This window comes from Pseudomonas sp. 2995-1, assembly GCF_002742505.1.
Taxonomy (GTDB): Bacteria; Pseudomonadota; Gammaproteobacteria; order Pseudomonadales; family Pseudomonadaceae; genus Aquipseudomonas; species Aquipseudomonas sivasensis.
Map to the genome: position 1 here is coordinate 303,308 of NZ_LJSA01000332.1, position 13,224 is coordinate 316,531.

Sequence of the window (13,224 nt, forward strand, 5' to 3'; positions counted from 1 at the left end):
CGGGGTCGAACTCCGTCGTCAGTCGCGCGCTAAAAGGCGCGGGGCAAGCTCTTTGAGAGCGCGACGATAAACCTCGCGCTTGAATGTCACCACCTGGCCCAACGGGTACCAATAGCTGACCCAACGCCAGCCATCGAACTCCGGTTTACCGGTCAAATCCATCCGCACCCGCTGCTCGTTGGAGATCAGGCGCAGGAGAAACCATTTCTGCTTCTGGCCGATGCACAGCGGTTGGCTGTGGGTACGCACCAGGCGTTGCGGCAAACGATAGCGCAACCAGCCACGGGTACAGGCCAGAATCTGCACATCTTCGCGCTCAAGGCCGACTTCTTCGTTCAACTCACGGTACAAGGCGTCTTCAGGGGTTTCGTCGGGGTTGATTCCGCCTTGAGGAAACTGCCAGGCATCTTGGTTGATTCGGCGAGCCCATAGCACCTGTCCGGCATCATTCGTAAGAATAATCCCGACATTAGGACGGAAACCATCGGGGTCGATCACGGCAACAACCTCGCAAACGCATGTCGCCGCATTGTTCCACAAAGGTTGCGCAAGCGGCAACGAGGCTTCTTAGCTTATGTGCACTCTTGTGAAAAGACCGTATTCTGGACGCCTTTTTACAGACTTTTCAGCGAGTAACTGCAATGCGCCTGGCTTTATTCGACTTGGACAACACCCTTATCGGCGGTGACAGCGACCACGCGTGGGGCGATTACCTGTGCGAACGCGGGATTCTCGACCCGGTAGCCTACAAGGCCCGCAACGACGAGTTCTATCAGGACTACCTGGCCGGCAAGCTGGACAACGCCGCCTACCTGAATTTCTGCCTGGAAATCCTCGGCCGCACCGAAATGGCCCAACTGGATGAGTGGCACAACGACTATATGCGCGACTGCATCGAGCCGATCATGCTGCCACTGGCCGTCGAACTGCTGGCCAAGCACCGCGCCGCTGGCGACAAGCTGGTGATCATCACCGCCACCAACCGTTTCGTCACCGCGCCAATTGCCGCACGCCTGGGCGTTGAAACCCTCATCGCCACCGAGTGCGAGATGGAAAATGGCCGATACACCGGGCGCAGCACTGACGTGCCGTGCTTCCGAGAAGGCAAGGTGACGCGCTTGAATCGTTGGTTGGAAGAAACGGGGTATAGCCTGGAAGACAGCTACTTCTATAGCGACTCGATGAATGACCTGCCGCTATTGGAACAAGTGACGCATCCGGTGGCGGTGGATCCGGATCCGAATCTGCGCGCTGAAGCCGAGAAGCGTGGTTGGCCGGTGATTACGCTGCGTAGCGAGTAACCGTGGTGAGCGGGCTTGCCCCGCGCTGGGCTGCGAAGCAGCCCCAAAACCTGCCAACCGGTCTTATCAGGAAAAATGCGGGCCTTTGTCAGGGCCGCTTCGCAGCTCAGCGCGGGGCAAGCCGGCTCACCACAGAAGCCCTCACCGCGTTAAACCGGCTTGGCGCCCATGAGCCCGGCAATCGCCACAAAACCCACCAGGCTCACCACCGCCAGCACCAGGGTGAAATTCAGGCTGCCGCCCTCGCCTTTGCGCAAGCGATTGAGCCGTGCCACCAGCCAGAACCACGCCAGCGCCGCCACGGTATAGAGGATGCTGGAGCCCAGGATCCAGGTCTGCCCCAATGGCCAGCCAGTCAGGTGTACCAGCCACCAGCCGGTGAACGGCATGCTCACCATACAAATACCCATCAGCAGCCACACAAACGCCCACGGGCGCTGCACGGTGACGGCTGGGCCGGCGCTGCGTTTACGCCAGGCCAGTAGCGCCAAGCCAAGGCCGCTGAGCAACACCACCACGGTGGCCGCGATGTGGACAACTTTCAGGGTGATCAGGGTTTCCATGTTTCGTATTCCTTAGAGGCTGCCCCCAATCAGCGTAGTCGCTCAACCGAGGAACAGTTTGTAGGCCGGGTTATCACTTTCATCCCAATACGGGTAGCCAATCGCCTCCAGCGCTGCCGGTACCAGGTGACGCTCGTTCGCCGGCACTTGCAGGCCGGCGACCACACGACCATCAGCCGCGCCGTGGTTGCGATAGTGGAACATCGAGATATTCCAGCGCCCGCCCAACTTGTTAAGAAAGTTGAACAGTGCCCCCGGACGCTCCGGGAACTCAAAGCGAAACACCACTTCATTGCTGACGTGCGCGGCATGCCCACCGACCATATGGCGGATGTGCAGCTTGGCCAGTTCGTTCTCGGTCAGGTCGAGCACCGGGAAACCCTGCTCGGTGAGGCTGGCGATCAGCGCGCTGCGCGGGTCGGTTTCCGGGTGGGTCTGCACGCCGACAAAGATGTGCGCCTCGCTGCCGGAGTGGTAGCGGTAGTTAAATTCGGTGATCTGGCGCTTGCCCACGGCCTCGCAGAACGCCTTGAAACTGCCCGGTTTCTCAGGAATGGTCACGGCGATGATGGCTTCACGGCCTTCACCCAACTCAGCGCGCTCAGCCACGTGGCGCAGGCGGTCGAAGTTGACGTTGGCCCCGGAGTCGATGGCGACGAACGCCTGGCCGCTGACACCACGGGTCTCAACGTACTTCTTGATCCCGGCCACACCCAACGCGCCTGCTGGCTCGGTGATGGAGCGGGTATCGTCGTAGATGTCCTTGATCGCCGCACAGATTTCATCGGTGCTCACGGTGATCACTTCGTCGACATAGTCTTTGCAGATTTCAAAGGTGTGCTGACCGATCTGCGCCACCGCCACGCCGTCGGCAAAGATCCCAACCGTCGGCAAGACCACGCGCTCACCCGCGGCCATGGCAGCTTGCAGGCAGTTGGAGTCGTCCGGCTCGACGCCGATGACCTTGATTTCCGGGCGCAGGTATTTCACGTACGCCGCGATGCCCGCGATCAAACCACCGCCACCCACGGGTACGAAGATCGCATCCAGCGGCCCTGGATGCTGGCGCAGAATCTCCATCGCCACGGTGCCCTGCCCGGCAATGGTGTGCGGATCATCGTAGGGGTGAATGTAGACGTAGCCTTTCTCGTCGACCAGTTTCAGCGAGTAGGCCAGCGCCTCTGGGAAAGAGTCGCCATGCAGCACCACTTTACCGCCGCGAGAGCGCACGCCTTCGACCTTGATCTCAGGGGTGGTCTTGGGCATCACAATAGTGGCCTTGACCCCCAGCACCTTGGCCGCCAGGGCCAGGCCCTGCGCATGGTTGCCCGCCGACGCCGTGACTACGCCGCGTGCGCGCTCTTCAGCCGTCAACTGAGTCAGCTTGTTGTACGCGCCGCGAATCTTGAACGAGAACACCGGCTGCAAGTCTTCGCGCTTGAGCCAGACCTTGTTGCCCAGCCGCTCGGAGAGCTGGCGGGCCGTCTGCAGCGGGGTTTCTACGGCAACGTCGTAAACGCGCGAGGTGAGGATCTTTTTGACGTACTGTTCAAGCATCGGCGGGAATCACTGGGCGAGTTGGGCAGGGCCGAGGAGTCTAACCCGGCTTTTGGCCGTACGACCACACGAATCCCGAGGTTTTGTTGGGTTATACTCGCGCCCCTCTTTACTCCCCGCCCGTTCCGGAGCCCGCATGACCCAGGATCAACTCAAACAGGCAGTGGCCCAGGCCGCTGTCGATTTAATCCTTCCTAAACTCGACGACAAAAGCATCGTCGGTGTCGGCACCGGCTCCACTGCCAACTGCTTTATCGATGCGCTGGCCCAGCACAAGGGTGCGTTCGATGGCGCCGTGGCCAGCTCCGAAGCCACTGCCGCACGCCTGAAAGGCCATGGGATTCCGGTGTACGAGCTCAACACCGTGAGCGACCTGGAGTTCTATGTCGACGGCGCCGATGAGAGCGATGCGCACCTGAACCTGATCAAGGGCGGCGGCGCAGCCCTGACTCGCGAGAAGATCGTCGCGGCCGTGGCCAAGACCTTCATCTGCATCGCCGACGCCAGCAAGCTGGTACCGGTGCTCGGCGCATTCCCGCTGCCGGTGGAAGTCATCCCGATGGCCCGCAGCCACGTGGCCCGCGAGCTGGTGAAGCTGGGCGGCGATCCGGTGTACCGCGAAGGCGTGCTGACCGACAACGGCAACATCATCCTCGACGTATTCAATATGCAGATCACCAATCCGGTGGAGCTTGAAACGCAGATCAATGCCATCGTCGGCGTGGTCACCAACGGCCTGTTCGCTGCGCGTCCGGCGGATGTGCTGCTCTTGGGCACTTCCGAAGGCGTGAAAACCCTCAAGGCCTGAGGACACCACCAATCCAACGTGGGAGGGGGCCTGCCCCCGAATGGCGGTGTGTCAGGGACTGGGTTTCTTGAACACGTAGAACAGGTTCGGCTCGCTGACCAGGTACAACGTACCTTCGTCGTCCATGGCGATCCCTTCGGCCTGAGGCACACGTTTTTTCAGGCCATGGCGCCCATTGAGTAGAGAAAGACTGCTCAATGGGCGACCGTCGATATCCAGTTCCAACACCAAAAATGACTCATCCGACAGCGCCAGCAGATGGCCGCTGCGCTCGTCGTATTGCAGGCTCGACAGATCGCGTACAAATAGCCCGGCGTCACGCTTGGGGTTATTGATCACGTGCACCGAGTAGGTTTTTTCCGGCTTGAAATGAGGAAACCCGTGGACCTCATAGATCAACATCGGATCGCGCTCCTTGGCCACGAACAGGCGCTTGCCCACTGAGTCATAGGCCAACCCCTCAAAGCCCTTGTTGCCACCTACATGCAGGCCCAGGGTCATTTGCTCTGCATCCGCGGCGTCGAGGAACTGGGTGTCGTCGTCAACATGCACCTTGATCAGGCGCTGTTGGCGTTCATCGGTGATGACATAGATGTTGTCGCTGATGAACTCCACGGCCTCGGCATCACCAAATCCCACCAAGGGAATGCGCCGCAGGATCTTGCCGTCCAGCGACAACTCGATCAGTTCGGCGTTTTGATTGGTCACGGTAAACAGGCTTTTGCGCACAGGGTCATAGGTGAGTGCCGATACATCGTCATCGAGCCCCTCGATGACTTGGGCCTCCAGCGTTACCCGGTAATCGGCGAGGCCAATGGAACGCTCATCGGCGGGATGACGCCATGTCTGCCAATTGAACCAAGCGCGCTCGAACAAGCGAAAGTGCTGCCCAGCGACCCCGGCGCAGATCAGGGCGATCAGCACGAACAGAAAAAGAATGGGCTTGGGGCGGGCAAGTCGGCGCATTGGGCGGGCTCAAAATCAAAAGTGGCGAATGAATATCACGCCTGTCTGAATTTAAACTTAAACGCGCCCGGATGTCTGGCGAATGCCGCTGATAGAGAAATATCCGACGTAACTGGTCGATTATTTCTGCTTTTCGAAACGATAGAACAGATTCGGCTCACTCACTATGTACAGAGTGCCTTCCTCATCCATGGTCACCCCTTCCGCACGAGGAATGGTTTTGTTGAGACCATTGAAGCCGCCCAGCAAGGTCATGAAGCTGACTTGTTCGCCCTTCTCGTCCAGCTCCAGCAACAGGTGAGAGTCGGCCGAAAGCGCAAGGAGGTGGCCGGTGCGCGGATCGACAGCCAGGGCCGAGAGGTTGCGCATGTCCAGTTCTTTGCTGGCGAGTTTTTGTTTATCGCCGTTCAGGATCTGGCTGCCGTCGCTTTTCCAGGTAAACAATGCCGGCGGGCGCTCTTCGCCCAACACCAGTTGCTGGTTGCGCTTGTCCCAGGTGATCGCCTCAAAAGCTTTGTTCTGATCTTTGGACGGGCCCAGGTCGTAGGCTTGGAAATCAGCCTTGTTCAACTGTTGGGTCGTCGCGTCGACCTTGACGATGGTAAGGCTGTGCTGGCGCTCGTCGACCACTGCCATCAGCCCGTTTTCCAGGACCGTTACGCCTTCCGGATTTTCCCAGCCATTGAGCGGCATCTTGCGGAGCACATCGCCTTGCAGGCTCAACTCAACGAGGAACGGGTTTTTGCCCATGACGGAAAACAGCGTTTTGGTCTGCGGGTTGTAGGCGACGTCCGAGGCTTCGTCCTTCTCCATTCCCGGTAACACCTTGGCGTCGATGACCGCGTGGTAGTCCGGCAGCCATACGCTTTCACTGCGCTCGGTGGGCGTCTCGAAGCGCTCCAGCAACCACAGCACGCCGCGGTCATCCCAATGCATGGCCCAGGCAACGCCATAAAAGATGGCCCCCGCCAGAAACAGCCAGGAATACCAGCGCAGGGCAAAACGGGAACGCGGCTTGGGTGTGGCGGAGGGCAGGGACACGGCCATGGGGCGCTTTTTCCGGAAAGTCAGCGTTAGGTGATAGCACAGGATCGACGGGCCCGCGCTCTGGAGGCTGGGGATTATCCGGATGGCGTGTGAAAAAAATGCAAAAACCCGGGGCTTTACCGGCCGACACAACTCCAATGTGGGAGGGGGCTTGCCCCCGATAGCAGCGCGTCAGTCAACATCCACTTAACTGATACACCGCCATCGGAGGCAAGCCCCCTCCCACAGGTTTGACCGCGTTGGCCAGGTGCTTATCGAACGCTGCTGTCGAAGCGATTCACGCCCGCCAATTCCAACACCAACTCATCACCCACATTCAGCGGACCCACGCCAGCCGGGGTGCCGGTGAGAATCACATCACCAGCCTGCAGCGAGAAGCAGCCGGCCATGTGCTGGATCATCGGGATGATCGGGTTGAGCATCTGCGAGCTGTTGCCGTCCTGGCGCACTTCGCCGTTGATGGTCAGGCGAATGCCGATATCGGTCACGTCCGGGAAAGTGCTGCCCACCACGAACGGTGCGATCACTGCCGCGCCGTCGAAGGATTTGGCAATTTCCCACGGCAGGCCCTTGGCTTTCAGCTCGGCCTGTTTGTCACGCAGTGTCAGGTCCAGGGCCGGGGCGAAGCCGGAGATGGCGTCCAGCACTTCTTCACGGCTTGGCTTGTTCGACAACGGCTTGCCGATCAATACCGCGATTTCCGCTTCGTAGTGCACCGAACCACGGTCGGCAGGGATGGCAAAACCGCCTTCCAGCGCCACGACACAGCTGCCGGGCTTGATGAACAGCAACGGTTCGGTCGGCACTGGATTATCCAGTTCCTTGGCATGTTCGGCGTAGTTACGGCCAATGCACACCACTTTACCCACCGGGAAGTGGATGTTGGTGCCGTCGACATACTTGTGCTGGTAGCTCATGGAACGACTCCTTCGGGGGGCGGTTAAACAGCGAAGATCTTGCCAGGGTTCATGATCCCGTTCGGGTCGAACACTGCTTTGACGGCCTTCATGTATTCAATTTCGACCGGCGAACGGCTGTACGTCAGGTAATCGCGCTTGGTCATGCCCACGCCGTGTTCGGCGGAGATAGAGCCGTTGTATTTCTCAACGGTCTCGAACACCCATTTGTTCACGGTGGCGCATTTGGCGAAGAACTCGTCCTTGCTCAGGCTTTCCGGCTTGAGAATGTTCAAGTGCAGGTTGCCGTCACCGATGTGGCCAAACCAGACGATTTCGAAGTCCGGATAGTGTTCGCCGACGATCGCGTCGATTTCTTTCAAGAACGCTGGCACTTTGGAGACAGTGACTGAGATATCGTTCTTGTACGGCGTCCAGTGGGAAATGGTCTCGGAGATGTACTCGCGCAGTTTCCACAGGTTGTGCAGTTGGGTTTCGCTCTGGCTCATCACGCCGTCCAGCACCCAGCCCTGTTCGACACAGTGCTCGAAGGTTTCCAGCGCGTGGTTGGCGACCTCTTCGGTGGTGGCTTCGAATTCCAGCAGTGCGTAGAACGGGCACTCGGTTTCAAACGGTGCCGGCACATCGCCACGACCCAGCACTTTGGCCAGGGCTTTGTCGGAGAAGAACTCGAACGCGGTCAGGTCCAGCTTGCTCTGGAACGCGTGCAGCACCGGCATGATCGAGTCGAAGTCGGTGGTGCCAAGCACCATGGCGGTCAGGTTCTTCGGCGCACGGTCCAGGCGCATGGTGGCCTCGACCACAAAACCCAGGGTGCCTTCAGCGCCAATGAACAGCTGGCGCATGTCGTAGCCGGTGGCGTTCTTGATTAAGTCGCGGTTCAGTTCCAGCACATCGCCTTTGCCGGTGACGACTTTCATGCCGGCGACCCAGTTACGGGTCATGCCGTAGCGAATAACCTTGATCCCGCCGGCATTGGTGCCGATATTGCCGCCAATCTGGCTGGAACCGGACGAGGCGAAGTCCACCGGGTAGTACAGGCCTTTTTCTTCGGCGACGTTCTGCAACTGCTTTGTGACCACGCCCGGCTGGCACACGGCGGTGCGGTCGGTGAGGTTCACGTCCAGAATCTGGTTCATATAGTCGAAGGACACGACCACTTCGCCATTGGCCGCAACAGCAGCTGCAGACAGGCCAGTGCGACCGCCAGACGGCACCAGTGCCACCTTGTGCTCATTGGCCCAACGGACAATGGCCTGTACCTGCTCGATGGTCTTGGGGAACACGATGGCGGTAGGCGCGGGTGCGAAGTGCTTGGTCCAATCCTTGCCGTAAGTCTCCAGGGAGTCGGCGTCGGTCAGCACTTTGCCGGGCTCAACCAGGGTCTTTAGCTCATCAATCAGGGCAGGATGGGTCATCGACAGAACTCTCGAACAATTCATGGTCATCCTGAGAACGCTTCACGTCGCAGGAATAGGTGTTTAGCGGGGCGCGTATGCTAGCATACCGCCCCCGCAGGACAGAGCCCAAGGGCGTTTCTGCGGTGACGGCTTTCCTGCCGTCCGGGTCAGCTTGCGCTGCTCGATTCCCTGCCATTTTTCTCCGGGATACAGGTTTACGCAGATGAGCAAGACTTCTCTCGATAAGAGCAAGATCAAGTTCCTTCTTCTGGAAGGCGTCCACCCATCGGCTGTCGACGTTCTGAAAGCCGCCGGGTACACCAGCATTGAGTACATCACCAGTTCTCTGCCGGAAGCCCAGCTCAAGGAAAAGATCGCCGACGCGCACTTCATCGGCATTCGCTCCCGCACTCAGCTGACCGAAGAAATCTTCGATCACGCCAAGAAACTCGTGGCTGTCGGCTGTTTCTGCATCGGCACCAACCAGGTCGACCTCAACGCTGCGCGCGAACGCGGCATCGCGGTGTTCAACGCACCGTACTCCAACACCCGTTCCGTTGCGGAGCTGGTGCTGGCCGAGGCCATCCTGCTGCTGCGCGGCATCCCGGAGAAGAACGCTTCCTGCCACCGTGGCGGCTGGATCAAAAGCGCGGCCAACTCCTTCGAAATCCGCGGCAAGAAGCTGGGCATCGTCGGTTATGGCTCGATCGGCACTCAGCTGTCGGTACTGGCTGAAGGCCTGGGCATGCAGGTGTTCTTCTACGACACCCTGACCAAGCTGCCATTGGGCAACGCTACCCAGGTGTCGAGCCTGACCGAGCTGCTGGGCATGTCCGATATCGTGACCCTGCACGTTCCGGAAACCGCTGAGACCCAGTGGATGATCGGCGAGAAGGAAATCCGCGCCATCAAGAAAGGCGGCATCCTGATCAACGCCGCGCGCGGCACTGTGGTCGAGCTGGACGCCCTGGCCGACGCGATCAAGGACAAGCACCTGATCGGCGCCGCCATCGACGTGTTCCCGGTGGAGCCTCGCTCCAACGACGATATCTTCGAAAGCCCACTGCGTGGCCTGGACAACGTGATCCTGACTCCGCATATCGGCGGCTCCACCGCTGAAGCGCAGGCCAACATCGGCCTGGAAGTCTCGGAAAAGCTGGTCAAGTACAGCGACAACGGTACGTCGGTATCGTCTGTGAACTTCCCGGAAGTGGCCCTGCCGGCTCACCCTGGCAAACACCGTCTGCTGCACATCCACCAGAACATCCCTGGCGTGATGATGGAGATCAACAAGGTCTTCGCGGAAAACGGCATCAACATCTCCGGTCAGTTCCTGCAGACCAACGAGAAGGTTGGCTACGTGGTGATCGACGTCGACGCCGAGTACTCGGACCTGGCGCAAGAGAAGCTGCAGCACATCAACGGCACTATCCGTAGCCGCGTGTTGTTCTAACGCTTTAAACGCTGCACAAAAAAATGGGAGACCCGCAGGGGCCTCCCATTTTTTTGTCTGAACAAATCTTACTTGACGTTAACCGTGATCACTTTCGACGCTACAGTGGGTTCGAACTGGCGATGCACGTTGTCGCCAGCTACCAGCTGCAGGGTGTGCTTGCCTGGAGTCAGGGTCAGTTCGGTTTCGGTTTGCGCCTTGCCGAAGTGAATCGAAGTTGCAGTGGCCGGGATGGCTTCGTCGGCTTTAAGCGACTGCACGTCCTGGTCTACCAGCAAGTGGTGGTGGCCGGCGTTAGGCACTTGCTTGTCGATCGGCTCCAGGTCCAGGCCCTTGACGCCGAATTTGACAGTGAAGGTTTTGTCGACGGTGGCGCCATCTTTGGGCGAGACGATAAACACCTCCGCGCCCTTGGGTGCTGGGGTACGAGGCACATCAGCGGCATTTGCCAACACCGAGGCACCTAGCAACAGGCTGGCAATCGTTGCACGGGACAAAAGGGCTTTCATTCGCTTCTCCAGTTTTTCTGTGAAATCTGTAGGGTTATGACAACTTCGCGATAAATTGCTGTCCAAGTCACTCACCACCATAGCAAAGCGATGCTGAACGGCGTCTCGCACATTCGAATTCTTTAGGAGTGACCATGCGCTTTTCGCCTGGCCTGTTACTTTTGCTTCCCCTTCTGAGCCCCTTGGCTCATGCCGAACTGATCGACGACGTCAATGATCGCGGTGAACTGCGCATCGCCCTTGAAGCCAACACCCCGCCCTATAACTTCAAGGAAGGCGAAAAACTCACCGGTTTTGAAGTCGAACTCGGAGAACTGCTGGCTAAAGAAATGGACGTGCGCCCCTCGTTTATCACCACTGATGGCGCCGACCTGCTGCCAGGGGTTGCCACCGGCAAATACGACGTGGCCATCAACCATATCGCTCTGACTGCCGAGCTTAAGGATCAGTTCGATTTCAGCGAGGCTTATAGCGAGAAACCCGAGCTGGCAATCCCGTTCCAGAAAGGCAACCCGGCGTTCAAGACCAGCCTGGACGGGGCGTTGAAGCGGGTGAAGGACGATGGCCGGTTGAAAGCGCTGTCGCAGAAGTGGTTAGAGGGGGATGCCTCTACAGAAGCGCCAACGCCTTTGCCGCCTCCGGCAACTCCAGCTCACTGAACACCCGCACCCCATGGCGTTTGAGCAGCGCCGCCGTGACGCCCTCGCCGCTCACCTTTACGCCGGTGAAGGTGCCGTCATAGGTCAGCAGATTGCCGCAGGATGGGCTATTGGCCTTTAAGATGGCGACGCGGATGTTGTGGCGCTGCACCAGCGCCAACGCTTGGCGGGCGCCGTCTAGGAAGGCGGCGCTGAAGTCTTCGCCCTCGGCAGTCAGTACTTTGGCGCGACCTTCCCAGACATCGATGCCTTGCCCGCCGGGAATTTCGGCAGAGGGCCTGGGCGTCGGCAAACCGCCCGACACTTCCGGGCAGATCGCAACCACACGGCCTTCGGCCTGCCACGCAGCCAGTTGATCGAACGGCCCGCTGGCTCCGCCGTCATAACGCACCTTGTGCCCGAGCAGGCAGCGGCTGATCAGTATCTTTTGCATGATTAAAACGGCTCGTTGCCCCGCCGCCGAAACCAGCCGGTCAGGGACAGGCGTTCGCGCGTGGCGGGCATAACTTCGTGGGGCACTTCGCCCGACAGGAACACCACCAGGCAACCGCCGGTAGGCACCACATCGTATTCAACACCGTCCTTGAGGTACATGCGCAACTGGCCACCATGCTCGGGCAGCCAGGCGTCATTCAGGTAGATCACCGCCGAAACCATGCGCCGGTCATCGTCGCGGAAACGGTCCAGGTGCTTGAGGTAAAACGCCCCTGGTGGGTACATCGCGAAGTGGCTTTCGAAGTCTTCCAGACCGAGGAACAGCCCTCGATTCATCGCCAGGCGCAGGCTGTCCATCAACGCCATGTAGCTGTCGCAGACGGCGGCGTCGCCTTCCTCCAGCCACTGGATATGGTCGCCGCGAATGCCCTCGCGGATCTCCTGGGATGGTCCGCGCCCCACCGCCGCCGGTGCCAATTCACCCTCGGCCGCACGTTTACGGCACTCAGCCGCCAGTTCCAGGGTCAGAGCCTGGGGCAGGAAGCCGTTCTGCTGCGACCAACCTTTCTCGGCCAGGTCGTCGACAATGCGTTGCAGCAGGGGGTGATCAAGGGGTATTTGCATGGCGCGCATAGTATCCATACGCCTTCAAATCCGACAGCGCCGTCGAGCGTCTCAATACACTTTAGTCAGGTGACTGATAGGACTTCTCGACAAATCCTACGCCCGACACGGACAATAGTGGCCGACTGACAGGAGTCCATATGCGTCGTTTGTTTTTTTCCTTGCTGATGTTCTGCGTTTTGCCCGCTTGGGCAGACGGCCATGACCAGTTGTACAAGGTCGCCGGCTGGGCCGAACAACGTGCGCATTTCAATGACGCCCTCAGTGCCGCCCAGCAGCGCTATCGCAATAGCCTGCCGCCGGCGGTGTACCAGGCGCTGGTGGACAACAGCAATAAGCGCTTTGCCGCCCAGGCCATGGACCAGCGCGCCGAGGCGCAATTGCGCAAGAACCTGGCGGATCCGAAGCCTGCCCTGGCGTTCTTCCAATCACCGCTGGGCCGCAAGATTGTCGCCGCAGAGCTGCTGGCCACCCGCCGCGACCAGCTGGCCAAAAACGCCCAAGGCCTGCCGAAAATCGAAGCCGACGCCACCCGCAGCCTGATCATCGGCCACCTGGCCCAGGCCCTGCCCGCCCGCGAGGCCGGTGCGGAAGTCAGCCTGGCGATTGCCGGCGTGGCGGCCGACAGTTTGAGCCAAATGATTCCCGGTTTGCTGGGCGGTGGTCAGGCGCAGGGCATGTTGAATGGTCAACGTGAACGGCTGATGCAGCAGATCGATAAGGATCTGAACAACACCCTGCTGTACGTCTATCGGGATTTGTCCGACCCGGAGCTGGAAGAGTTCGCCACGTTTGCAGAGTCGCCGGAAGGTAAGGCGTATTACCAGGCGGCGCTGGCAGCTATTCGCGCGGGGCTGGCGGTCGGCCAAAGCACTTCAAGCCTGACGCAGTAGAAAATGTGGGAGGGGGCTTGCTCCCGATAGCGGTGCATCAGTCAGCTTATCTGTAGCTGACCCACTGCCATCGGGGGCAAGCCCCCTCCCAC

The 13,224-nt window shown here is 59.7% G+C and carries 15 protein-coding genes; 5 read left to right on the forward strand and 10 right to left on the reverse strand.

Annotated features, from left to right (window positions below; genetic code table 11):
- Positions 1 to 18: 18 nt before the first annotated feature.
- A complete protein-coding gene (locus tag AOA61_RS10375) occupies positions 19 to 498 on the reverse strand; it encodes an RNA pyrophosphohydrolase (RefSeq protein WP_003176750.1) in 480 nt (159 codons plus the stop codon).
- 143 nt (positions 499 to 641) lie between these two features.
- On the opposite strand from AOA61_RS10375, the gene AOA61_RS10380 reads away from it, so the two are divergent.
- Complete coding sequence (locus AOA61_RS10380; protein WP_032884204.1) at positions 642 to 1,301, forward strand: HAD family phosphatase; 660 nt, start codon at positions 642 to 644, stop codon at positions 1,299 to 1,301.
- Between the two features lie 149 nt (positions 1,302 to 1,450).
- On the opposite strand, the gene AOA61_RS10385 is transcribed toward AOA61_RS10380, so the two are convergent.
- A complete protein-coding gene (locus AOA61_RS10385) occupies positions 1,451 to 1,864 on the reverse strand; it encodes a DUF2269 family protein (RefSeq protein ID WP_099601712.1) in 414 nt (137 codons plus the stop codon).
- Positions 1,865 to 1,906: 42 nt separating this feature from the next.
- Positions 1,907 to 3,421 carry a threonine ammonia-lyase, biosynthetic gene (ilvA, locus tag AOA61_RS10390; RefSeq protein ID WP_099601713.1) on the reverse strand — a complete coding sequence of 505 codons (1,515 nt, stop codon included), beginning with the start codon at positions 3,419 to 3,421 and terminating at the stop codon, positions 1,907 to 1,909.
- 136 nt (positions 3,422 to 3,557) lie between these two features.
- Here ilvA and rpiA point away from each other — a divergent pair, with 136 nt between their 5' ends.
- On the forward strand, positions 3,558 to 4,229 hold the full coding sequence (rpiA, locus tag AOA61_RS10395; protein WP_017253881.1) for a ribose-5-phosphate isomerase RpiA: 672 nt from the start codon (positions 3,558 to 3,560) through the stop codon (positions 4,227 to 4,229).
- 51 nt (positions 4,230 to 4,280) lie between these two features.
- On the opposite strand, the gene AOA61_RS10400 is transcribed toward rpiA, so the two are convergent.
- From AOA61_RS10400 to AOA61_RS10415, 4 genes are all read right to left on the reverse strand, one after another.
- Complete coding sequence (locus AOA61_RS10400) at positions 4,281 to 5,195, reverse strand: SdiA-regulated domain-containing protein (RefSeq protein ID WP_032884208.1); 915 nt, start codon at positions 5,193 to 5,195, stop codon at positions 4,281 to 4,283.
- A 120-nt stretch (positions 5,196 to 5,315) separates the two neighbouring features.
- Complete coding sequence (locus tag AOA61_RS10405; RefSeq protein WP_032884211.1) at positions 5,316 to 6,242, reverse strand: SdiA-regulated domain-containing protein; 927 nt, start codon at positions 6,240 to 6,242, stop codon at positions 5,316 to 5,318.
- A gap of 251 nt (positions 6,243 to 6,493) precedes the next feature.
- A complete protein-coding gene (locus AOA61_RS10410) occupies positions 6,494 to 7,159 on the reverse strand; it encodes a fumarylacetoacetate hydrolase family protein (protein WP_032884213.1) in 666 nt (221 codons plus the stop codon).
- 23 nt (positions 7,160 to 7,182) lie between these two features.
- Complete coding sequence (locus tag AOA61_RS10415; RefSeq protein WP_032884215.1) at positions 7,183 to 8,577, reverse strand: FAD-binding oxidoreductase; 1,395 nt, start codon at positions 8,575 to 8,577, stop codon at positions 7,183 to 7,185.
- 205 nt (positions 8,578 to 8,782) lie between these two features.
- Here AOA61_RS10415 and serA point away from each other — a divergent pair, with 205 nt between their 5' ends.
- The gene (gene serA, locus AOA61_RS10425) at positions 8,783 to 10,012 is read left to right on the forward strand and encodes a phosphoglycerate dehydrogenase (protein ID WP_003176761.1); all 1,230 of its coding nucleotides are present in this window, start codon (positions 8,783 to 8,785) and stop codon (positions 10,010 to 10,012) included.
- A 68-nt stretch (positions 10,013 to 10,080) separates the two neighbouring features.
- Here the strand turns inward: serA and AOA61_RS10430 are convergent, their stop codons facing one another.
- Positions 10,081 to 10,521, reverse strand: a complete 441-nt coding sequence (locus AOA61_RS10430; protein ID WP_032884216.1) for a DUF4399 domain-containing protein — start codon at positions 10,519 to 10,521, stop codon at positions 10,081 to 10,083.
- 134 nt (positions 10,522 to 10,655) lie between these two features.
- Here AOA61_RS10430 and AOA61_RS10435 point away from each other — a divergent pair, with 134 nt between their 5' ends.
- Positions 10,656 to 11,180 carry a transporter substrate-binding domain-containing protein gene (locus AOA61_RS10435; RefSeq protein WP_099601714.1) on the forward strand — a complete coding sequence of 175 codons (525 nt, stop codon included), beginning with the start codon at positions 10,656 to 10,658 and terminating at the stop codon, positions 11,178 to 11,180.
- Here AOA61_RS10435 and AOA61_RS10440 read toward each other — a convergent pair.
- Both AOA61_RS10440 and AOA61_RS10445 read right to left on the reverse strand, forming a co-directional pair.
- Positions 11,131 to 11,613: a DUF523 domain-containing protein gene (locus AOA61_RS10440; RefSeq protein WP_099601715.1), complete on the reverse strand. Its 483-nt coding sequence runs from the start codon at positions 11,611 to 11,613 to the stop codon at positions 11,131 to 11,133. The two genes, AOA61_RS10435 and AOA61_RS10440, sit on opposite strands and share 50 nt — an antisense overlap.
- A gap of 2 nt (positions 11,614 to 11,615) precedes the next feature.
- On the reverse strand, positions 11,616 to 12,248 hold the full coding sequence (locus AOA61_RS10445; protein WP_095185157.1) for a 2OG-Fe(II) oxygenase: 633 nt from the start codon (positions 12,246 to 12,248) through the stop codon (positions 11,616 to 11,618).
- A gap of 131 nt (positions 12,249 to 12,379) precedes the next feature.
- On the opposite strand from AOA61_RS10445, the gene AOA61_RS10450 reads away from it, so the two are divergent.
- Entirely contained in the window at positions 12,380 to 13,132 is a 753-nt protein-coding gene (locus AOA61_RS10450) for a DUF2059 domain-containing protein (RefSeq protein ID WP_078050614.1), read from the forward strand.
- Positions 13,133 to 13,224 lie beyond the last annotated feature (92 nt).